At 59.3% G+C, this 21,275-nt stretch carries 17 protein-coding genes, 1 tRNA gene and 1 pseudogene; 6 read left to right on the top strand and 13 right to left on the bottom strand.

All coding sequences use genetic code 11. The features are described 5' to 3' along the window. From Q0J75_RS10770 to Q0J75_RS10750, 5 genes and pseudogenes are all read left to right on the top strand, one after another. Positions 1-849 (top strand): annotated as a pseudogene (locus tag Q0J75_RS10770) (DNA-directed RNA polymerase subunit beta); the annotation flags it as partial. A 22-nt stretch (positions 850-871) separates the two neighbouring features. Continuing rightward, entirely contained in the window at positions 872-4,663 is a 3,792-nt protein-coding gene (rpoC, locus tag Q0J75_RS10765) for a DNA-directed RNA polymerase subunit beta' (protein WP_297200952.1), read from the top strand. A gap of 92 nt (positions 4,664-4,755) precedes the next feature. After that, positions 4,756-6,132, top strand: a complete 1,377-nt coding sequence (locus Q0J75_RS10760) for a glycosyltransferase 87 family protein (RefSeq protein ID WP_297200949.1) — start codon at positions 4,756-4,758, stop codon at positions 6,130-6,132. 74 nt (positions 6,133-6,206) lie between these two features. Next, positions 6,207-6,497: a hypothetical protein gene (locus Q0J75_RS10755; protein WP_297200946.1), complete on the top strand. Its 291-nt coding sequence runs from the start codon at positions 6,207-6,209 to the stop codon at positions 6,495-6,497. Positions 6,498-6,540: 43 nt separating this feature from the next. Continuing rightward, positions 6,541-7,458: an SH3 domain-containing C40 family peptidase gene (locus tag Q0J75_RS10750; RefSeq protein ID WP_297200942.1), complete on the top strand. Its 918-nt coding sequence runs from the start codon at positions 6,541-6,543 to the stop codon at positions 7,456-7,458. Between the two features lie 145 nt (positions 7,459-7,603). Here the strand turns inward: Q0J75_RS10750 and cysS are convergent, their stop codons facing one another. The 13 genes from cysS to Q0J75_RS10685 all read right to left on the bottom strand — a co-directional run bounded on the left by cysS (position 7,604) and on the right by Q0J75_RS10685 (position 20,690). Then, complete coding sequence (gene cysS, locus Q0J75_RS10745) at positions 7,604-9,013, bottom strand: cysteine--tRNA ligase (RefSeq protein WP_297200939.1); 1,410 nt, start codon at positions 9,011-9,013, stop codon at positions 7,604-7,606. A gap of 13 nt (positions 9,014-9,026) precedes the next feature. Then, a complete protein-coding gene (gene cysE / locus Q0J75_RS10740; protein ID WP_297200936.1) occupies positions 9,027-9,752 on the bottom strand; it encodes a serine O-acetyltransferase in 726 nt (241 codons plus the stop codon). A 204-nt stretch (positions 9,753-9,956) separates the two neighbouring features. After that, positions 9,957-10,592 carry a DapH/DapD/GlmU-related protein gene (locus tag Q0J75_RS10735; RefSeq protein ID WP_297200932.1) on the bottom strand — a complete coding sequence of 212 codons (636 nt, stop codon included), beginning with the start codon at positions 10,590-10,592 and terminating at the stop codon, positions 9,957-9,959. Beyond that, a complete protein-coding gene (pgsA, locus tag Q0J75_RS10730; protein ID WP_297200930.1) occupies positions 10,592-11,119 on the bottom strand; it encodes a CDP-diacylglycerol--glycerol-3-phosphate 3-phosphatidyltransferase in 528 nt (175 codons plus the stop codon). The genes Q0J75_RS10735 and pgsA overlap by 1 nt, the downstream gene beginning before the upstream one ends. A 6-nt stretch (positions 11,120-11,125) precedes the next feature. Next, on the bottom strand, positions 11,126-12,445 hold the full coding sequence (rimO, locus tag Q0J75_RS10725; RefSeq protein ID WP_297200927.1) for a 30S ribosomal protein S12 methylthiotransferase RimO: 1,320 nt from the start codon (positions 12,443-12,445) through the stop codon (positions 11,126-11,128). Between the two features lie 12 nt (positions 12,446-12,457). Continuing rightward, positions 12,458-13,033: a nitroreductase family protein gene (locus Q0J75_RS10720; protein ID WP_297200925.1), complete on the bottom strand. Its 576-nt coding sequence runs from the start codon at positions 13,031-13,033 to the stop codon at positions 12,458-12,460. Further along, positions 13,033-13,683, bottom strand: coding sequence for a regulatory protein RecX (locus Q0J75_RS10715; RefSeq protein WP_297200923.1), 651 nt, complete (start codon positions 13,681-13,683; stop codon positions 13,033-13,035). Before Q0J75_RS10715 ends, Q0J75_RS10720 begins: the two co-directional genes overlap by 1 nt. Continuing rightward, the gene (gene recA / locus Q0J75_RS10710; RefSeq protein WP_297200921.1) at positions 13,670-14,782 is read right to left on the bottom strand and encodes a recombinase RecA; all 1,113 of its coding nucleotides are present in this window, start codon (positions 14,780-14,782) and stop codon (positions 13,670-13,672) included. Before recA ends, Q0J75_RS10715 begins: the two co-directional genes overlap by 14 nt. Positions 14,783-14,825: 43 nt before the next feature. After that, a complete protein-coding gene (prmC, locus tag Q0J75_RS10705) occupies positions 14,826-15,689 on the bottom strand; it encodes a peptide chain release factor N(5)-glutamine methyltransferase (RefSeq protein ID WP_297200918.1) in 864 nt (287 codons plus the stop codon). A 104-nt stretch (positions 15,690-15,793) separates the two neighbouring features. Further along, a complete protein-coding gene (locus Q0J75_RS10700) occupies positions 15,794-16,774 on the bottom strand; it encodes a DUF1385 domain-containing protein (protein WP_297200906.1) in 981 nt (326 codons plus the stop codon). 129 nt (positions 16,775-16,903) lie between these two features. After that, positions 16,904-18,322, bottom strand: a complete 1,419-nt coding sequence (locus tag Q0J75_RS10695) for a sensor histidine kinase (RefSeq protein WP_297200903.1) — start codon at positions 18,320-18,322, stop codon at positions 16,904-16,906. Positions 18,323-18,363: 41 nt separating this feature from the next. Further along, the gene (locus Q0J75_RS10690; RefSeq protein WP_297200898.1) at positions 18,364-19,050 is read right to left on the bottom strand and encodes a response regulator transcription factor; all 687 of its coding nucleotides are present in this window, start codon (positions 19,048-19,050) and stop codon (positions 18,364-18,366) included. 26 nt (positions 19,051-19,076) lie between these two features. Beyond that, complete coding sequence (locus Q0J75_RS10685) at positions 19,077-20,690, bottom strand: hypothetical protein (RefSeq protein ID WP_297200895.1); 1,614 nt, start codon at positions 20,688-20,690, stop codon at positions 19,077-19,079. A 103-nt stretch (positions 20,691-20,793) separates the two neighbouring features. Between Q0J75_RS10685 and Q0J75_RS10680 the strand changes: the two genes are divergently transcribed. Beyond that, positions 20,794-20,879: transfer RNA gene (locus Q0J75_RS10680), tRNA-Leu, on the top strand. Positions 20,880-21,275 lie beyond the last annotated feature (396 nt).

Here is a 21,275-nt window from a genome sequence, read left to right as displayed (position 1 = left end):
ATGCCCTTCCTGCCCGACGGCACCCCCCTGGACATCGTGCTGAACCCCCTGGGCGTGCCTTCCCGTATGAACATCGGTCAGGTGCTGGAGGTCCATCTGGGCTATGCCGCCAGGACCCTGGGCTGGAAGGTGGCCACCCCCGTCTTCAACGGCGCCGACGAGAAGGATATCGCCGAGACCCTGAAGATGGCCGGCCTGCGCCCCGACGGCAAGAGCTGGCTGTACGACGGCCGCACCGGCGAGCGGTTTGATAACCCCGTCACCGTGGGCTACGTCTACTTCCTCAAGCTGCACCATCTGGTGGATGATAAGATCCACGCCCGTTCCACCGGCCCTTACTCCCTGGTCACCCAGCAGCCTCTGGGCGGCAAGGCCCAGTTCGGCGGCCAGCGCTTCGGCGAGATGGAGGTGTGGGCTTTGGAGGCCTACGGCGCCGCCTACACCCTGCAGGAGATCCTCACCGTCAAGTCCGACGACGTGACCGGCCGTGTGCGCACCTACGAGTCCATCGTCAAGGGCCACAACGTGCCCAAGCCCGGCGTGCCTGAGTCCTTCAAGGTTCTGGTCAAGGAGCTACAATCCCTGTGTCTGGATATGAAGGTACTGGACGATCAGGGCAACGAGATCGAGCTGAAGGACGACGACGAGGACACCTACCAGCCCGGCAAGTTCCGCGACGATGACGACGACTTCTACGGCTACAACGCCGGTGGGGAGTCCGACTTTGCCGCCGCCGGCTACACCCTCAAGGAGGGCAGCGACGACGACGATCTGGCCGCCGCAGACGACGACAGCGATGATTTTTCCGATTCGGAGGATGATTACTCCGACGGCGATGATATGGAATAAATAAGGGAGGTCGCGCAGAAATATGAGTTACGCTGAATTTGACGCCATTAAGATCGGCATCGCCTCCCCGGAGCAGATCCGTGAGTGGTCCTACGGCGAGGTCAAGAAGCCGGAGACCATCAACTACCGCACCCTGAAGCCGGAGCGGGACGGTCTGTTCTGCGAGCGCATCTTCGGGCCCACCAAGGACTGGGAGTGTCACTGCGGCAAGTACAAGAAGATCCGCTATAAGGGCAAGATCTGCGACCGCTGCGGCGTAGAGGTCACCCGGGCCAAGGTGCGCCGTGAGCGCATGGGTCACATTGAGCTGGCCGCCCCCGTGTCTCACATTTGGTATTTTAAGGGTATCCCCTCCCGGATGGGCCTGCTGCTGGATATTTCTCCCCGTATTTTGGAGAAAGTATTATACTTTGCGTCTTATATTGTGACCGATCCCGGCTTCTCTCCCCTGGCCAAAAACCAGATTCTCTCCGAGAAAGAGTACCGGGACATGCGGGAGAAGTACGAGGACGACTTCGAAGCCGGCATGGGCGCTGAGGCTGTGAAGAAGCTGCTCCAGGACATCAACCTGGAGGAACTGTCTGTCCAGCTCCGCGCCGAACTGAAGGACGCTTCCGGCCAGAAGAAGGCCCGCATCGTCAAGCGTCTGGAAGTGGTGGACGCCTTCCGTATCTCCGGCAACAAGCCTGAGTGGATGATTATTGACGTGCTGCCCGTCATTCCTCCCGAGCTGCGCCCCATGGTGCAGCTGGACGGCGGCCGGTTCGCCACCTCCGACCTGAACGATCTGTACCGCCGGGTCATCAACCGCAACAACCGCCTCAAGCGCCTGATCCAGCTCAACGCCCCCGATATCATCGTCCGCAACGAGAAGCGGATGCTTCAGGAGGCGGTGGACGCCCTCATCGACAACGGCCGCCGCGGCCGTGCCGTCACCGGCGCCAATAACCGCGCCCTGAAGAGCCTGTCCGACATGCTGAAGGGTAAGCAGGGCCGGTTCCGTCAGAACCTTCTGGGTAAGCGCGTGGACTACTCCGGCCGTTCCGTTATCGTGGTGGGCCCCGAGCTGAAGATCTACCAGTGCGGCCTGCCCAAGGAGATGGCCATTGAGCTCTTCCGCCCCTTCGTCATGAAGAAGCTGGTGGAGGACGGTCTGGCCAACAACATCAAGTCCGCCAAGAAGATGGTGGACAAGGGCAAGGCCGAGGTGTGGGACGCCCTGGAGTTCGTCATCAAGGACCACCCCGTTATGCTCAACCGCGCCCCTACCCTGCACCGTCTGGGCATCCAGGCCTTCGAGCCGGTGCTGGTAGAGGGCCGGGCCATCAAGCTCCACCCCCTGGTGTGTACCGCCTTTAACGCCGACTTCGACGGCGACCAGATGGCCGTCCACGTGCCTCTGTCCGCCGAGGCCCAGACCGAGGCCCGGGTGCTGATGCTCTCCGCCAACAACCTGCTGCGGCCCCAGGACGGCGGCCCCGTCACCGTGCCCACCCAGGACATGGTGCTGGGCTCCTACTACCTGACCTATGAGAAGTACGCCGAGCACACCGCTGAGGAGACCTATGACGACGTGGCCGCCGTCAAAGCCGATCTGGATGCTGGTGTTCTCAACCCCGGCGATCTGATCTGGGTCAAAAACCCCGGCAAACTAGATGACATTCCCACCTACGCCGGGATCTGCGCCGAGACCGAGGACGGCCAGCTGCCCCGCGAGGTACTCCATGTCTTTGGCAGCGACATCGAGGCCCGTCTGGCCTATGACGAGGGCGAGCTGGAGCTCCATGTGCCCATCCTGGTCCGCCGCTCCGCCGAGGTGGACGGCGAGACCCGCTATAAGCTGGTGCGCACCACTGTGGGCCGCCTGATATTCAACGAGGGCATCCCCCAGGATCTGGGCTTTGTGGACCGTACCGATCCCGAGCAGATGTTTGAGCCTGAGATCAACTTCGTCACCGGCAAGAAGCAGCTGGGCAAGATCATTGATAAGTGTATCGTCAAACACGGCTTCACCGTGTCCGCCGGGGTGCTGGACACCATCAAGGCCAAGGGCTACAAGTTCTCCACCCGTGGCTCCCTCACCGTCTCCATCTACGACATGACCATCCCCGAGCGCAAGTACGGCCTCATTGCCGACACCGAGAAGGAGATCGTCAAGATCGAGCGGCAGTACAAGCGCGGCTTCCTGACCAATGACGAGCGTTACCGTCTGGTGGTTGAGGCCTGGGAAAAGACCACCAAGGATGTAACCGACGCCCTGATGGCCGGTCTGGACCGGTACAACCCCATCTGGATGATGGCTGACTCGGGCGCCCGTGGTAGCTCCGCTCAGATCCGTCAGCTGGCCGGTATGCGCGGCCTGATGGCCGACACCTCCGGCCGTACCATCGAGATCCCCATCAAGTCCAACTTCCGTGAAGGTCTGTCTGTGCTGGAGTACTTCATCTCCTCCCGAGGCGCCCGAAAGGGCATGGCCGATACCGCTCTGCGTACCGCCGACTCCGGTTACCTGACCCGCCGTCTGGTGGACGTGTCCCAGGAGGTCATCATCCGTGAGGACGACTGCGGCACCGATGACGGTATCCTGGTCAGCGAGATCGTGGAGAACGGCCAGATCATCGAGACCTTCGGCGAGCGGCTCAAGGGCCGCTATCCGGTGGAGGATATCTGTGATCCTGAGACCGGCGAGGTCCTGTTCGACCATCACACCATGCTGAAGGCCGACGACGCCGCCGTGCTGGAGGCCCACGGCATCCACCAGGTAAAGATCCGCTCCGTGCTCACCTGCCGGGCCCGCAGCGGCGTATGCTCCAAGTGTTACGGCATCAACCTGGCCATCGGCGAGCCTGTGGGCGCCGGCGAGGCGGTGGGTATCATCGCTGCCCAGTCCATCGGTGAGCCTGGTACCCAGCTGACCATGCGTACCTTCCACACCGGCGGCGTGGCCGGCGGCGATATCACCCAGGGTCTTCCCCGTGTTGAGGAGCTGTTCGAGTCCCGCAAGCCCAAGAAAATGGCCCAGCTGGCCGAGGTGGGCGGCAAGGTGGTTCTGGAGGAAGCCAAGCGCAACTCTATGTGCAACCTGACCATCACCGCCGACGACGGCGAGACTGTGACCTATATGCTGCCCTATGCCGGCCTGCGGGTCAAGAACGGCGAGACGGTGGAGAAGGGCTTTGCCCTCACCGAAGGCGCCCTCTATCCCCAGGACGTGCTCCGGGTCCGGGGCATCCATGCTGTGTACGACTACCTGATTCAGGAAGTGCAGAAGCCCTACCGTCAGCAGGGCGTGGATATCAACGACAAGCACATCGAGGTCATCTGCCGCCAGATGATGCGCAAGGTCCGTGTGGAGGACGCTGGCGACTCCGACCTGCTCAGCGGCTCCACCATTGAGCTCATTGAGTTTGAGGATGCCAAGGCCGCCGTTCAGGCCCGCATTGACGCCGGTGAGACCAACAACGGCATCGAGCTGCGGCTGCCCACCTGCACCCGCCTGCTGATGGGTATCACCAAGGCCTCTCTGGCTACCGACTCCTTCCTGTCCGCCGCCTCCTTCCAGGAGACCACCAAGGTCCTCACTGAGGCGGCCATCAAGGGCAAGGTGGACCACCTGCTGGGCCTGAAGGAGAACGTCATCATCGGTAAGCTGATCCCCGCCGGCTCCGGCCTGTCCATGTACCGCAAGTACGACCAGATGGACGACGAGGGCACCGCCCAGAGTGGCGAGGCATCTGAAGAGATCGCCGAAGTGGTGGATGACGCTCCTGTTGTTGTAGAAGAGCCCATTGTAACCGACAGCGCGGATTTTTGATCCCAACTGTTTTGGGGGGCGTTGCAGTAATGCAGCGCCCCCTTTTCCTGTCATCTTCCTGTTCCATCCGTTCTGCTGTGTGAGGTACCGCTATGAAATACCCTTCTCCCATGGCACTGGCTGCCGGAGCCGGCGGCCTGGCTCTGCTGCTGTGTGGTATGCTGCCCATATCCGCTCTTTCCCAGGGAGACATGGGCGCCAAAGCCGCCGTATTTCTTCTGATGGCCGCATTGGCGGCGCTGGCCGTCTGGCTGCTCCACCGGTCGGGCATCCGTTCAAACCGACTGTGTCTGGCCCTGCTGCCCATCGGGCTGGCCTTCTTCCTCCGGGCCATCCTGCTGGACTATGTGGCCAACGACTACGAGGTCTTTTTGTCCCAGTGGGTGGCCACCTTTCGGAACAACGGCGGCTTTGCCGCCATCAAGCAGTCCATCGGCAACTATAATGTGCCCTACCTTTACTTTCTGGCCGCCATCTCCTATCTGCCCATCCCCGACCTGTATCTGATCAAGCTCTTTTCCATTCTGTTTGACGTACTGCTGGCCTGGGGCGGACTGCGGCTGGTACGCCACTTTACTGGGCCGGACAATCTCCGTCCGCTGGTGTGTTTCTGCGCGCTTCTTCTGCTGCCCACCGTTTTGCTCAACGGCTCCCTGTGGGGCCAGTGCGATGCGGTATACGGTGCGCTGACCATCCACGCGCTGACAAATGCCCTGGAAGGCAAACCCAAAACTTCCGCCGCTCTGTTGGGGATTGCCTTTTCCTTCAAGCTCCAGACTGTGTTCCTCCTGCCGCTGTGGGCTGTCTTCTGGATCGCCGGGCGGGTCCGGTTTCGGGATCTGCTCTGCTTCCCGGCGGCCTACGCCGTGACCTGCGTCCCGGCAGTGCTGCTGGGCAAGCCCCTGCTGGAGGTCCTGGGCGTATACGTCGCACAGGCGCAGGGCGGAACGGTCTCGCTGAATTATAACTGTGCCTCTGTTTTCTCCATGATACCCCATGGCGCCCAGCTGAACGAAGGGCTGTGGGCCCGGGTGGGCATCCTGGCCGCCTTTGTTCTGGTGTTTGCCCTGCTGGCCGCCGCCTTTTTCTTCCGGGACCGGCTGGACGACCACACCCTGCTGCTGTGCGGCCTGGTCCTGGCCCTGGGCGTTCCCTTCCTGCTGCCCTATATGCACGACCGCTATTACTTCCTGGCCGATGTGCTTACCCTGGCCTGGGCCTGTATCCTTCCCCGCCGGTTCCCGGTGGCGGCGCTGGTACAGCTGTGCTCTCTCAGTGCCTATTTCACCTATTTGCGGGCAAAATACACCCTAATTCTCACGTTTGGCACACATATGTTTACCATGCTAGGGGAAAGTCTTTTGATGTTGGCTGCGCTGACCGCCGTAATTGTGTTGTTGATCCGACAGCTGGCCACAGTTCCCCACTCTTCCAGCGGAAAAATCAAGAAATCCAGGAAAAGCGGTTGACGACCTGGAAACAATGTGTTACAGTTTGGTTACAGTATTTAAAAAGCAGTAACAACTTTCGGAAGGAGGCCAAAATGGCTAATCAAACCATTCCCTTGACTTATAAAGGCCATCCTCTGCGCCGCAAGGACAGTCTGATTTACTTCGGCAGCATGGCCGAGAAATATATCATCATGCTTCAGATCCTGGATCAGAAGAAGGAGCAGGATCTGGACATGGCCACCCGCATTTCGGTTCAGCTTCAGCTCACCGATCCCGATCTCAAGAGCCGGGACCGGGTGGTCAAGAAGACCGAGAAAGACAGCCTGTACGCCGCCATGGATGTGGCTTCCGTGTGGCTGGACCGGGCTCTGTCCGGAAAGTAAGCCACAACTGATTTAAAAATTTTCAAACGGAGGAATTCTACCAATGATAATGCCTGCCAAGTTCCTGCGCACCGCGGTTCTGACCGTCGCCGTCTCCGCCGTCTGCATGATCGGCGCTTCCGCCGCCAGCGGCGTGGGCACCGTCGACACCGACGCCCTTCGCCTCCGCAATGAGGCCAACACCACCTCCACCATCCTGGCCACCGCCTCCAAGGGCGACACCGTGGTGATTCTGGAGGATGCCGGCAACGGCTGGTACAAGGTGGACTACAACACCGTGGAGGGCTACATGTCCAGCGAGTACCTGACGGTATCCACTCAGGCTGATGTGACCATCGGCTACGGTTTGGTTCAGGCCGATGGTTCCACCCTGAACGTGCGCAGCGGACCTGGCACCGGTTATGACAAGGTGGCCACCCTCAGCGACAACGCAGTTGTCACCATCGTGGGCATCAACAACGGCTGGTACAAGATCAAGACCTCTTCCGGTACTGTGGGCTATGTCAGCAGCGAGTACATGGTGACCTGCAAGGATTCCGCTGGTTCTCGCGGCGATGGTACCACCGCTGTGGCTACCACCTCCAACAGCAGCATGGGCCAGCAGGTAGTGGCTTACGCCAAGCAGTTTATGGGTGTGCCCTATGTGTACGGTGGTAACGGCCCCAACAGCTTTGACTGCTCCGGTTTCACCAGCTACATATACCGCCACTTCGGCTACACGCTGAACCGCACCGCCTCCACCCAGCTGTCCAACGGTACAGCAGTTTCCAAGAGCGAGCTTCAGCCCGGCGATTTGGTGTTCTTCCGTTACAACACCTCCTATCCCGCCTCTCATGTGGGCATCTACATTGGTAATGGCCAGTTTATCCACGCCTCTACCAACAAGTACCAGGTGCAGATCGACCAGCTGAACACCGGTCACTACGCCAATGTGTACATCACTGCTCGCCGCATCCTCTGATTTTTACTTGGCAGGTTAAAAATCATCTGATCGGAATCAAATAACGCCCTGTATATTGGCTTTGGCCTGTATACAGGGCGTTTTCCATATCGACAGAAAGAAGCGGCGCAGCAAAAAGCTGCGCCGCTTCCTATTCTTGTCTCGCTCACACCCGGGTCCAGGTGGTGCCTTCCTTGCTGTCCTTGATCTCTACGCCCATGGCCTTGAGCTGATCCCGGATCGCGTCTGCGGCAGCCCAATCCTTGGCCTTTTTGGCCTCCAGACGCTTGGCAATGAGGGCTTCGATCTCCTCAGCGCCCTCCACCGGAGCGGCGGCTTTCTCCTGCAGGGCCGCCGCCTTGGCCAGCAGATCCAGCCCCAGCACCTGGTCAAAGCTATCGATCAGGGCCCGCTTGGTGGCGTCGTTTACGTCGGCCTTGAGCACGTCGTACAGAGCGGTGATCCCCAGAGAGGTATTCAGGTCGTTGCCCACCGACTCAATAAAGGCGGCCTTATACCGTTCAAATGCCGCCTGATCCACTTCTCCACCGTCGGACAGACCAGCCACCCGGGCCACCAGCTTGTCATAGGCGGCCTTGGCGTTGTCCAGGTTCTCCCAAGAGAATACCAGACTCTTGCGGTAGTGGGACTGGAGGCAGAAGAAGCGGTACACCAGCGGATCATATCCCTTTTCTTCCAGCAGGGAGACGGTGAGAAACTCCCCCTTGGACTTGGACATCTTGCCGGAGTTGGTGTTCAGGTGGTGGATGTGCATCCAGTATTTACACCAAGGATGCCCCAGATAGGCCTCCGACTGGGCGATTTCGTTGGTGTGATGGGGGAAGGCATTGTCGATGCCGCCGCAGTGAATGTCCAGGTACTCCCCGTTGTACTTCATGGAGATACAGGAGCACTCAATATGCCAGCCGGGATAGCCCACGCCCCAGGGAGAGTCCCACTTCAGGGCCTGATCCTCAAACTTGGATTTGGTGAACCACAGCACAAAATCGTTCTTATTGCGCTTGTTGGTGTCCTCCTCCACGCCCTCCCGGACGCCCACCGCCAGGTCCTCCTCGTCGTGGTCGTTGAACACGTAGTACTTCTCCAGCTTGGAGGTGTCAAAGTACACATTGCCTCCGGCCACATAGGCATAGCCGGTATCCAACAGCTTAGTGATGACCTTGATATAGTCGTCTATCATACCGGTGGCGGGCTGCACCACGTCGGGGTACTTGATGTTCAGCTTCTTACAGTCGGCAAAGAAGGCGTCGGTGTAAAACTGGGCGATCTCCATGACGCTTTTGTGCTCCCGCTTGGCGCCCTTCACCATCTTATCCTCGCCGGTATCGGCGTCGGAGGCCAGATGGCCCACGTCGGTGATGTTCATCACCCGCTTGACGTCGTAGCCATCGTAGCGGAGAAATTTCTCCAGCACATCCTCCATCAGATAGCTGCGCAGGTTGCCAATGTGAGCAAAATGGTACACCGTGGGGCCGCAGGTATACATGGAGACCTTGCCGGGCTCATGGGGGATAAAATCTTCCTTTTTATGGGTCGCGGAGTTATACAGCTTCATGTTCGTTCGCTCCTTATTGATTTTGGCTTCTGGCCTGTTCATCCATCAGCTTCTCCAGCCACTCCAACCGGGAATTGATGGCCTGCAATTCTTTCTGGACCGGGTCGGTGACGTGGATCTGGTCTACCGAGGAGGCATAGTCCACCTTCTCCCCGGCAATGCGCACCACCCGGGCGGGCACGCCCACAGCGGTGGCGTCAGGGGGGATCTCGGTGAGTACCACCGCGTTGGCGGCGATGCGGGCGTTATCCCCCACCTTGAAGGGTCCCAGCACCTTGGCCCCGGTGGACACCATTACATTGTTTCCCAACGTGGGGTGGCGCTTTCCGTGGTCCTTACCGGTACCGCCCAAAGTAACACCGTGATAGATGAGGCAGTCGTCGCCGATCTCGGCAGTCTCACCGATGACAATACCCATACCGTGGTCGATGACAAACCGGCGGCCGATCTTGGCTCCGGGATGGATCTCGATGCCCGTCCAGAACCGGCTCCACTGGCTGACAAACCGGGCCAGGAATTTCAGCTTATGCCGGTAGAGAAAGTGGGCCAGGCGGTGGTAGATGATGGCGTGTACGCCGGGATAGAGCAAAAAAATCTCCAGGCGGCTTCTGGCCGCCGGATCGCGGGCCTGATAGGCTCGCAGGGTCTCGCCAAGTCGGGTCAGGGAAAACACCTCCAAAGAAAAACGCCTCTTATGCGCTTGGCATAAGAGGCGATAAGATCGCGGTTCCACTCTCATTTCTCACTCAAGGGCCGATGACGGGGCCAGCCGGGGGGCGTCCACATCCCCCGCGCTCCCGGACGCACTTTCCTCAGTTACTCCCTGGGACCGCTCTCAGCCGGTGGCGCTCCCTCTCTGGCGGGTACTCGCTGAGTACTCTTTCCGTTCCTCGCGCTATTCAATTACCACAGTATACTACCACGTTTCCTATTTGGTGTCAAGTCACCGGGGACCGGGATCGTATCGGGCGCAGAAGGAGGCCACGTCGTCAAAGTCCCGCAGCCGCGCCTTCAACTCCTCATGGCTCCAGTCCCACCATCGAATACGCATAAGCGCGGCAATGGTGTCCTCGTCGTACCGCCATCCGATATGCCGGGCAGGTACGCCCCCCACGATCTCATAGGGGGCCACATCGTGGGTCACCACGGCCCCCGCTCCAACCACCGCGCCGTCCCCCAAAGTGACGCCGCCCATGATTACCGCGTTGTGGCCGATCCATACATCATTTCCGGTGGTCACATGGTAATTGTCCCGCCGCCATTGGATCAGCCCCTCATCGTCGGGGCCAAAGCCATAGTGGGAACAGCGGTAGGTGAAATGGTGGGCTGCGGCCCGTGTCTTGGCCGGGTGCTGCACCGGATTGACGCGCACACCGGTGGCAATGGAATTAAATGCTCCGATGTGGGCATAGATCACATCATTTGATCCAAAAAAGTAGGTATAATCTCCCACACAGGTCTCTTCCAGAACACAGTGGTCCCCCACCTCCACATAGCGGCCAAAGGTACAATTTTTTGCCCGGCTGGTGGGATGGATGAGAGGCCGGTCCGCCTCCAAGGTTTGGGTAAAGTCCAGCATTACAGCTTGCTCCAGTCAATAACGTCCTTGTTTTTGATAAAATATTCCATGCCCGAGTAGATGGTGGTGAACAAAATAACGGCTACACATACCACATCCAAAGTCAGGTGGTGGAACACCAGCATCAGGCAGATGCACACCATGGTGGAGGCGGTTTTGATCTTACCCGACCAGGCGGCGGCGATGACTCTCCCCCGCTCCACGGCGATCAGCCGCAGGCCGGTGACGGCAAATTCCCGCACCACTACAATGAGCAGCGCCCAGGCGGGGAACCGGTTCATCTCCACAAACCACAGCAGGGCGGCCATCACCAGCATTTTGTCCGCCAGCGGGTCCATAAATTTACCGAAATCGGTGATCTGATTGTAGTGCCGGGCAATGTAGCCGTCCACAAAGTCGGTAACACTGGCCAGGATAAACACGGCCAGGGCATAGTACATATGGAATGGGAACTGGAGGTAGAGCACCACCAGAAATACGGGAATCAGCAGCACCCGGAGCATCGTCAGCTTATTGGCGGTATTCAAGGCAAGTCACTCCTCTATTTCCCCGGTCAGATCACCGTCACTGGTGCCGGTGACACGCACATTCACAAAGGTACCCGCGGGTACCAGCCCCGCCGCAGTGAAGAATACCTTACCATCCACATCGGGGGAATCGGCATAGGACCGGCCGGCATAGCAGCCCATATCCGGGTCAAAACCCTCGCACAGCACCTCCAGGGTCTCCCCCAGCCGTCTCTCGTTCCAGTCGTCCATCACCCGGCTCTGAAGCTCCACCAGCAACTCCACCCGCCGCTTGGCGATATCCGGGTCCACCTGGTCTGGCATGGCGGCGGCAGGGGTGCCCTCCTCCGGGGAGAACTGGAAAATGCCCGCCCGCTCGATGCCGCTCTCCCGCAGGAAATCGCACAGCTCCTCAAACTCCTCCTCGGTCTCGCCGGGCAGGCCACAGATCAAAGAGGTCCGCAGCACCAGGCCGGGCAGACGATCCCGCAGCTTTTGGAGCAGGGCAATGATCTCCGCCTTGGTGGACCGGCGGTTCATGGCCTTCAGGATACGGTCATTGATATGCTGAAGGGGTATGTCGATATACTTGAGGATTTTGTGCTCTTGGGCAATCACGTCGATCAACTCATCGTCCAGCTCGTCGGGATACAGGTAGTGGAGCCGTACCCAGTGGAAGGGCAGCTTGCACAGCTGCTTCAGCAGCTCAGGCAGCATCCGTTTGTGGTACAGATCGGTGCCATACCGGGTGATATCCTGGGCGATGACAATAAGCTCCTTCACTCCATCGTCAGCCAGCTTTTGGGCCTCGGCCAGCAGGGACTCCATGGTACGGCTGCGGTACCGGCCCCGGAGAGATGGAATGACGCAGTAGGCGCACCGGTTGTCACACCCCTCGGCGATCTTCAAAAAGGCAGTATAGGAGGGCGTGGTGACGACCCGGGCCCCGTCCTCAATGGTGTGGTCGATATCCCCGAAGTAGGTAGGGGTGTCCCCCTCCTCTACGGCCTCAATGGCGGGCACAATGTCGGTATAGCTGCCGGTACCCAGAATGCCGTCGATCTCGGGCAGTTCCTCCAGGATCTCATCCTGATAGCGCTGGGTCAGGCAACCGGCTACCAGCAGCTTGCCCAGCTTGCCCTGCTCCTTCAGGGCAGCCAGCTCCAGGATGTTCTGGATGGCCTCGCTTTTGGCCGACTCGATAAAGCCGCAGGTGTTGAGCACCGCCACGTCGGCCCCCTCCGGGTCTCCGGTGACGGTGTGACCGGCGGCCTGTACCAGGGCCATCATCTGCTCAGTATTCACCAAATTCTTGGCACAGCCAAGGGAAATAAATGCAACCTTCAAAAGACTGTCTCCTTACACAATGGTATATCTGCCTTCCCGGCGGGGAGGCATCTTGGGCTGCTGGTCGGGATAGCCCAAGGTGATGGCCGCCACAAACTCTCCCTTGTCGGGGGCAAACCGCTGCTGGAAGGCAGGTCCAAATCCCATGCGCTGGGGCGCGGACAGCCAGCAGGAACCCACCCCTTTGTCCCAGGCGGCCAGCAGGATATTCTCAATGGCGGCAGACACGCTCTGCATGGCGCCGTCCCGGTCGGGATAATCTGGCTTTAGCAGAAAGACCAGCACACACACCGGCGCACCCCCCAAGGTGGACAAAAACTTGTTGGTGATCCCCACCTGTTCCGGGTTGCGGGCAAAGCGCTGTTCCAGCACTGGGGTGAACTTTTCCACCACGCCCCCCATGATCTGCCGCACTTCTTCCAGGGCGTCCGGGTCCTGCACGGCCACAAAATACCAGTGCTGCAGGTTGATGGCAGAGGGTGCGGCCAGTCCCGCCTCCAGGATTTCTTTCAGCACATCCTCCGGAATTGGATCTGCCTTATAGCGGCGGATACTGCGGCGGGTCAGCAGGGCTTCACAGGTATCCATCAGAATTCATCCTCCATGGCCCCACCGTACCGGCGCAGGCCCTCCTTGATGTCCTCCCACCGGAAGCCCCGGCGGGCCAGCGCATTGGCAACGCGCTGGTAGGTTTTGGGGTCGGTCAGATCGGCCCCCCGGAGTTTCTTCTGCAAAAAGGCATCGATGGCGTCGTCGGGGGCGTCCAGCTCTTCCAGGGCACTGTCCCAATACTCCCGGGGCACCCCCCGGCGGTACAGCTCATCCTTGATGCGGCTGGGTCCCCAGCCCTTGGCGGCATAGTGATCCGCCACGGTATGGGCGTAAGCTTCGTCATTGAGATAGCCCAGCTCCTCCAGCCGGTCGGCGGCAGCCTGGGCGGTCTCCCGGTCGGCAATGGGCTCCTTGTCCTTGTTTCTGGGACGGGCGGTGAGCTTGTCCACCAGTTCCTTTCGGGACAGGGGCCGGGCGGCCAGCAGGTCCATGGCCTTGTCCCGCACGGCGGCGGCCCGGGCAGCCTGTTCCAGCTCTCCCAGCCGCTCCGGCGGCAGCTCCAGCCCGGAGCACAGGCCAAAGGCCACGATCTCATTTTCGGTGATACGCAGGATGCTCCCATCCTCCAAATGGCACAGCCATCGGCCCTGGATGTGGTTGGATGGGGCCAGCTTACTGATCCGCATCCTCAAAATCCTCGGCGGACACGTCAATGGCCCGACCGGCGGCCCGGGCGGCAGCCCGCGCCTGACTGCTCATCAGCTTGTAGGCGTTTTTGCGGATATCGGCCTCCAGCTGATCGCACACCTCCGGGTTATCCTTCAGGTACTGCTTGGCGGCGTCCCGGCCCTGGCCCAGGCGGGTCTCCCCCATGGCAAACCAGGAGCCCGACTTCTGCACCAGGTCCAGCTTGGCGGCCAGGTCCAGAATCTCGCCTATCTTGGAGATGCCCTCGCCGTACATGATGTCAAATTCCGCCTCTTTAAAGGGCGGGGAAACCTTATTCTTGACCACCTTGGCCCGGGTGCGGTTACCGATGATCTCGGTGCCGTTCTTCAGAGACTCGATACGCCGCACATCGATGCGCACCGAGGCGTAAAACTTCAGGGCCCGGCCGCCGGTGGTGACCTCCGGGTTGCCGTACATGACCCCCACCTTTTCCCGCAGCTGGTTGATAAAGATGACCACACAGTTGGTCTTGGCAATGGAACCGGCCAGCTTGCGCAGGGCCTGGCTCATGAGCCGGGCCAACAGGCCCACGTGGGAATCCCCCATGTCTCCCTCGATCTCGGCCCGGGGGGTCAGAGCGGCCACCGAGTCCACCACCACCACGTCAATGGCGCCGGAGCGGACCAGAGCCTCGCAGATCTCCAGCCCCTGCTCGCCGGTGTCAGGCTGGGAAATGAGCATGGAGTCAATGTCCACCCCCAAAGCACGGGCATAGTAGGGGTCCAGGGCGTGCTCGGCGTCGATGAAGGCCACCTCACCGCCCCGCTTCTGGGCCTCCGCCACAATGTGGAGGGCCAGGGTGGTCTTACCGGAGGATTCAGGGCCATAGATCTCAATGATCCGCCCCTTTGGCACGCCGCCGATTCCCAGAGCCAGATCCAGCGACAGGGACCCGGTGGGGATGGCCTCCACCACAATGTCTGCGTTATCGCCCAGACGCATAATAGAGCCCTTGCCGTAGGCCTTTTCGATCTGGGCCATTGCGGTCTCCAGAGCCTTCTTCTTGTCGGAAGCAGGCGCGGCGCTCTCCACCACAGACTTTTTCTTTTCTGCCATTGTGTATCCTCTTCCTTTCACGGCGGGCCTATGGGCCTCGCCCTTACCGATTCAAAACGCCTTCCACCACCCGCCAGATTCCCTGGGTATCCTGGCTGGATTGAATGTCGGTAAATCCATGTTCCGTCATCAGGTTTTCCACATCGGGGGCCTGACCGATTCCCACCTCAAACAGCAGGGAGCCGCCCAGCCGAAGGGCCGGTCCCCACTGGCTGGCCACCGCCCGGTAAAAGTCCAGGCCGTCCGGGCCGCCGTCCAGTGCGGAGCGGGGCTCAAAGTCCCGGACCGAGGGGTCCAGGCCGGCGAGGTCCCCGGTGGGAATATAGGGGGGATTGCAGGCGATCACGTCAAAATCCCACAGAGCCCCATCAGGAGGCTGCAAAGCGTCGGCCTGCACGCAGGTCACCCGGGCATTCAAATCGCACCGGCGGATATTTTGCTTGCAGATCTTAAGGGCCGCCTCGCTGATGTCTGCCAGCACCACCCGGCACTGTGGTACATTGGTTGCCACCGCCAGACCCACACAGCCGCTGCCCGCGCACAGGTCCAGCACCCGGGCACCCTCTCCCGCCGCCCGGGCCAGCAGGATGGCCCGCTCGGCCAGCACCTCGGTATCCATTCGGGGGATGAGCACATCTTGATTCACTGTCAGGGTCAGGCCATAAAATTCCCATTCTCCAATGATATAGGCCACCGGCTCTCCCGCGATCCGCCGCTGCACCAACTGGTCCAGTTTCTCCTCCATGGCGTCGGAAGCGTAAAGAGCCATGTCCCGGTAATACTGCTCCCGGCTCTTGCCGGACGCGGCGCACACCAGCTCCCGGGCCTCCAGCTGGGCGTTTTCCACGCCTGCCTCCAGCAGGCGCTGGCGCACGTCCAGGTAGAGGTTGTTGTAGGTGGTCGCCATCTTGAAACCACTCCTCCATGTTCTCTCTTTTCCCGTCAGATCGGTGGCGGTTTCCTTGGGAACCGCCACCGTATCCAGGGGGGAACTATTCCCCCCTGGACTTCCTACCAGCGGTCTTTTCCCTCTTCCTGAGGCAGCACCAGGGTAAAGGCCCGGATACCCACCTCGATCATGGAATCGTCCGGCTCAAAGGTAGTCCAGTTTTGCAGCCACATGCCGGGGGCGGACACCAGGCGGGTGAACCAGTTGTCATACCGGCCCACCAGACGGTTAAACTCATAGGTCAGGCTGACGATCACCGGCAGCATCAGCAGGTGCAGTCCCATCCGCAGGAAGGTATTGGTGACCTCCACAAAGGAAAAGACCACACTGGAGAGCAAAATACTCACCACGATGACCACAAACAGAAAGCTGGTACCGCAGCGGGGATGGTGCCGGGGCTGGGCGCGTACGTTTTCCACCGTCAGGGGCAAACCGTGCTCATAGCAGAAAATGGTCTTATGCTCAGCGCCATGGTACTGAAAAACCCGGTGAATATCCTTCATGTGGGAACAAAGCATCAGGTATCCCATAAAAATGACGATACGCACCACGCCCTCCAGCAGGTTGCGCAGCCACATGGCCAGGGGCACAAACTGTCCCAGCAGACCCACCAAAGCGGTGGGCAGCAGAATAAAAAGGCCCACCGAGAAAAAGATACCCAGCACCACCGCCACCGTGACCAACACGGAGGCCGCTTTCTCGCTGCCCAGATGCTTGTCCAGCCACTGTTCAAACTTGGAGGGCTCCTCCGGCGTCTCCTCTTCCTCCGGCATAAAGGAGGCGGAGTACATCAGCGCCTTGACGCCGTTGGCCATGGAGGAACAAAAATTAAATACGCCCCGGAGAAAGGGCAGCCCCAAAACCGGGTGCTTGTCTTTGATGAGCACCCGCTCCTCCACCTGTTCGGCCAATGTCCCGTCGGGCTTGCGGACCACCACGGCCTTTTTCTCCGGTCCCAGCATCATGATCCCCTCAATGAGGGCCTGGCCGCCGATCATGGTCTTATATGGCGTTGCACAGCAACGCTTTTTCTGATTCGACATGGAATCTAAGTTCTCCTTGCTGTTGATTTGTGATTTGATATCTTAGCATATTGTAACAGACCCGCACCCCGATTGCAAGGGGCGCGGGTCTCTTTTTTAGAACTTTTGTTCGATTTCTATCACACGCCATTACTGGGGCTGAATGGGCAGGCGGACAGTGACAATACAGCCGCCCCCCTCGGCATTACCGATCTCCAGCGTACCCTCGTGGCGGCTGACGATCTCATCGCACACCGCCAGACCAATGCCGGAACCTCTGGCCTTGGAGGAACCCTTGTAGAACTTATACTTGACGTGGGGCAGCTCCTCCTCCGGGATACCGGGGCCATAGTCCCGGATGGTGATGACCACCTGGTCCTCCTCCCGGCGGATGGCGGTGTCGATCCGCTTGCCCGAGCCGCCGTGCTTGGCGGCGTTGTCCAGCAGATTACAAAATACCTGCCGCAGCCGCTCCGGGTCTCCGGCGATGGGCGGAAATTCCTCCTCACAGTCAAAGTGGTTGAGCTCAATACCCTCCCGGCGGAAAAACTCCCGATAGGTGTACACCGCGTCCTCCAGCTCCGCCTTGATGTCCATGGGCTCCACCGACAAGGTAAAGCGGCCGTCCTGGATGCGGGAAAATTCCAGCAGCTCTTCCACCATGTTGGTCAGCCGCCGTGCCTCAGAGACAATGATGCCCATTCCCTTCTTCACATCGGAGCTGTCCCGCACCTCTCCGTTCATGATGGTTTCCGCCCAGCCGTTGATGGCGGTCAGAGGGGTACGCAGCTCATGGGATACGGAGGAGATAAACTCGTTTTTCATTTTCTCGCTCTGGTTGATCTTAAGGGACATGTCATTGATGGCGTCGGTCAAATCGCCGATCTCGTCGTCAAAGCGCTTTTCGATCTGTACCCCGTAGGAACCAGCGGCGATGCGCTTGGCAGTGTCGGTGATGCTGGATACCGGCTCCACAATGGAGCGGACGAAATACAGGTTGGAAAAATAGACGAAGGCCAGAATGACCAGTCCCACCCCCATGGAGATGGCCACCACAATGACGATCTGCCAGTCCACATTGCGCAGGGAGGTGACATAGCGCATGATCCCCACCACCTGGCCGTTGATGATGAGGGGACTGGAGGCCGCCATAATGTGTTCGCCGGTGCTGGGGTCAGAGCCGCTCCATACTTCGGTCCGGCCCAGGCTGAGGGCCCGGGAGATATCCGGCGTGCCCGGGGAGCGGAAGGCGGTCAGGTCGGAGCTGGAATAGCGGATCTTGCCGCTGGCGTCCAGAAATTCCACCTCCAGCTGGTCGCTGGACTGATCTCCCCCCACCAGAGTGCGGGCATATTCATAGTAGGAGTCCCCAGTGGTCCGGTAGTAATTGAAGCTGCGTACCGCACTCTCCGCCTTTTGGGACAGGGACTCGCTGAGTGTGGAGTAGTAATAGCTGCCCATAGCGGCGGAAAAGGCCGTCACCGCCAGCAGCACGATAAAGAGCACCACACTGATGGAGTTCACCATCCACCGTTTTCGGATGCCGCGGATACCTTTGATTTTTTTCATAGGTTTCTAGTTCACCACCTGGCGGAGAGAGTAGAAAAGGGTCAGAAGCCCCACTTGTAGCCGTAGCCCCAGACCGTGGTTATAAAGGTGGGATTTGTCGGATCGTCCTCGATTTTGATCCGCAGGCGGCGGATGTTTACATCCACGATCTTCAGCTCGCCAAAATAGTCCCGGCCCCACACCGAGTCCAGGATCTCCTCCCGGGACAGGGCCTTGCCCGGGTTGTCCATAAACAGTTTGATGATGGAATACTCCACCTGGGTCAGCTTGACCCGCTGGCCGTTTTTCTCCAGCGTCCGGTTGCGGGTATTGAGAAGGAAGGGCGGCTGGCTGATTTCTCCGGTGTCCACCGCCTCCGACCCGCCGGTGCGCCGGTACAAAGCGTCAATGCGGGCGGTGAGCTCAGCGGGCGAAAAGGGCTTGGTCACATAGTCGTCCGCGCCGGTCATCAGGCCGGTGACTTTATCCATCTCCTGGGTACGGGCGGTAAGCATAATAATACCAATGTTATTATCTCCGGCACGAATTCTCCGGCAAACCTCAAATCCGTCCATATCGGGCAGCATAATGTCCAGCAGAGCCACTTTGATATCGGGGTTGCGCTTGAGCTGAGCCAGCGCCTCCTCCCCAGTCTCCGCTTCAATGGCCTCATAGCCGGCCCGCTTCAGGTTAATCACCACAAAGCTGCGGATGTTGGACTCGTCCTCCAGCACGAGCACCTTTTTCATCCCATTCCCTCCTTTATTCCGGTCCGTCAGGACCAATCATTGGTAATCAGAGCAAAATGCGCCTTGACGCCGCTCTCATCCAGTCCGCAGTCCCAATCTGTCTGGATAAAGCGGGCGGCATAGATGGTATCGCTGTCATCGTTTCCCTCCAGCAGCCGGAAGCGGCCCGACATATTGGCCCGCATGAACCGGTTGTCCCCGCTTAGGGTATAGATAACCAGGAAGGGCGCGGGGTCCACGTCGGCGCTCCCCGTCCAGTAGGAGAAAATGACCGCCCGCTCCCCTCCGCCGGCCACATCACTGCGGGTGATGGTGATCTTACCGTCCCAGTCGTCCGGCAGGATGAAGTACCAGCCATCCCGGTCATTGTAATATGTGGTGAACACCAGATGGGGCTTGCCGTCAATATCGTACTGCCGCCAGCGGATGGCCCAGAAATTGACTGCCACGCTGGTGCTGTTGGGGTCGGGCAGCGCGTAGGGGTCCGGCAGCTCCAAAATACCGTCGTTGTTGATATCCTTGGCGGTGACCGCGGTATACCACCGGATGGTATTGTCGCTCTCACCGGTGTCAGGGTCCAGCGTGATATTTTGGATTCTCCCGCCCTTCCAGGCAAAAATATCGGTGATCTGCCCCGACTCGCTGTAGGAAATATCGGTGTAGTTTTGAGCGGTTCCGCTGCGTCCATAGGTAGAGCTGACAAAGACCGCCGGAATGTTATCCTGAAGATAGCCGGTCTTGACGCCGCCGTCCGGCAGCCCCGTCACATTGCGGGACAAGGGCGCGGAGGAATTCAGCTCCATCATCCCATCTTGGTAGTTGTAGAGCTCCACCCGGTTGCTCTCTTCTGTGACGCCGGTCTGAACCACCACAATTTCACCCTGGCTGTCCTGGTCTATGTCGCAGATCTGGAAATTGGTGTAGCTGGTACGCATCAGCTCCAGAACATGGTCGTTGTTGATGGAGTAGGCCGCCAGAGAGTGGTTCTGATCGCTCATCATCTGCCAGCTGACAATGATTTCCTTGCTGGGGCTGTTGTCCAGATTTTCATAGGCCACATAGTTGATGGCAGACCCCTCGCCCTCGATGATGGCGGCCACCTCATAGTTGTCCCCGGTCTGCCGGTAGACGTAGATCTTCAGCGGACGCTCCGAAGAGCTGACCCGGAAAAAGGCGATGGCCTCCTGCACCCCATCTCCGTCCAGGTCCTGAAGCTGCACCTTTTGGGTGTACTCCCCTGTGAGTGGGGCGGCGTATTCTCCGCCCTCGTTGAGCACTTCGTTGATCTTATTGTCTAGCTTCAGATAGTCGTCCGGCGCTCTGGGCGGGGCGTACAGCTCCTCCACGGACTGAGAAAAGCAGCCTGTCAGCAGCAAAAGCAGACCTGCCGCCAGGAGCAGTCTGAATTTTTTCATGGTATCTTCGCCCTCCATGGGAGTTTTCGATGGGATGACCTGGGGACGCTTGCCGTAACGCCCCGCCTCGCCTGCCGCCAGAGCATGGCGGCTCAGATAAAACTCTGCTTTAGCAAGGGCCGGTCCCACAAAATAGCTGAAATTAGCCGTTTTTACAGAATTGTGGGGCATAGGCCGCACAATAAACCGCACGCGGCTGATCCAGTCGACATTATCATAACACATCTTCCTTCGAAATGGTATGGCGTTTTCTGAATTTATTACAAGTTTGGGGCTTGTCAAGCACCCGCAAGTCGTGTATAATACTTGGCAGGCCATAAGGACACCTGCCGGTGTGATGGAATGGTAGACGTAGCGGATTCAAAATCCGCCGGGGGCAACTCCGTGTGGGTTCGAGTCCCACCACCGGCACCAACTAAGGTTGCTGAAAAAGATGCAACCCCTGAAACCCTTGCTGCGGCAAGGGTTTCAGCCGTTTCAGAGGACAAAATCGAGCACCAGACGAGATGGAGATGCAAAAGGCCATTTTCGTGATGTGGGGTGATTCGAACCTCTGAGCAAAGAGAAAACAGCGAGAGAAGCCCCCGCTGGTAGTTCAAATCGAACTGCCAACGGGGGCTTCTCTCTTTTTATTACATAGCTGTTTCAGTTGGTGGTATTGCTTGCTTTGTCCTTGGTTCCTTGGTGGTCTTGGTAATTGTATGGCTACCAGATCATACACGGCGATCTGGTTATCCAGGAGGAGGAACGACTCACTGTTCAAAATATATTTACCACCTATCTGGCCGGGTTATCCTATCAGGCACTGGC

The sequence above is a fragment of the uncultured Flavonifractor sp. genome (assembly GCF_944385615.1).
Lineage (GTDB): Bacteria > Bacillota > Clostridia > Oscillospirales > Oscillospiraceae > Flavonifractor.
The sequence above is the reverse complement of the archived record's forward strand: the minus strand, read 5'-3'. Positions and strand labels throughout refer to the sequence as shown.

Coding starts and splice junctions, on each gene's coding strand:
- rpoC (WP_297200952.1), top strand. CDS start 872: ATGAGTTACGCTGAATTTGACGCCATTAAGATCGGCATCGCCTCCCCG.
- Q0J75_RS10760 (WP_297200949.1), top strand. CDS start 4,756: ATGAAATACCCTTCTCCCATGGCACTGGCTGCCGGAGCCGGCGGCCTG.
- Q0J75_RS10755 (WP_297200946.1), top strand. CDS start 6,207: ATGGCTAATCAAACCATTCCCTTGACTTATAAAGGCCATCCTCTGCGC.
- Q0J75_RS10750 (WP_297200942.1), top strand. CDS start 6,541: ATGATAATGCCTGCCAAGTTCCTGCGCACCGCGGTTCTGACCGTCGCC.
- cysS (WP_297200939.1), bottom strand. CDS start 9,013: ATGAAGCTGTATAACTCCGCGACCCATAAAAAGGAAGATTTTATCCCC.
- cysE (WP_297200936.1), bottom strand. CDS start 9,752: ATGAGAGTGGAACCGCGATCTTATCGCCTCTTATGCCAAGCGCATAAG.
- Q0J75_RS10735 (WP_297200932.1), bottom strand. CDS start 10,592: ATGCTGGACTTTACCCAAACCTTGGAGGCGGACCGGCCTCTCATCCAT.
- Q0J75_RS10720 (WP_297200925.1), bottom strand. CDS start 13,033: ATGGATACCTGTGAAGCCCTGCTGACCCGCCGCAGTATCCGCCGCTAT.
- Q0J75_RS10715 (WP_297200923.1), bottom strand. CDS start 13,683: ATGCGGATCAGTAAGCTGGCCCCATCCAACCACATCCAGGGCCGATGG.
- recA (WP_297200921.1), bottom strand. CDS start 14,782: ATGGCAGAAAAGAAAAAGTCTGTGGTGGAGAGCGCCGCGCCTGCTTCC.
- prmC (WP_297200918.1), bottom strand. CDS start 15,689: ATGGCGACCACCTACAACAACCTCTACCTGGACGTGCGCCAGCGCCTG.
- Q0J75_RS10700 (WP_297200906.1), bottom strand. CDS start 16,774: ATGTCGAATCAGAAAAAGCGTTGCTGTGCAACGCCATATAAGACCATG.
- Q0J75_RS10695 (WP_297200903.1), bottom strand. CDS start 18,322: ATGAAAAAAATCAAAGGTATCCGCGGCATCCGAAAACGGTGGATGGTG.
- Q0J75_RS10690 (WP_297200898.1), bottom strand. CDS start 19,050: ATGAAAAAGGTGCTCGTGCTGGAGGACGAGTCCAACATCCGCAGCTTT.
- Q0J75_RS10685 (WP_297200895.1), bottom strand. CDS start 20,690: ATGTGTTATGATAATGTCGACTGGATCAGCCGCGTGCGGTTTATTGTG.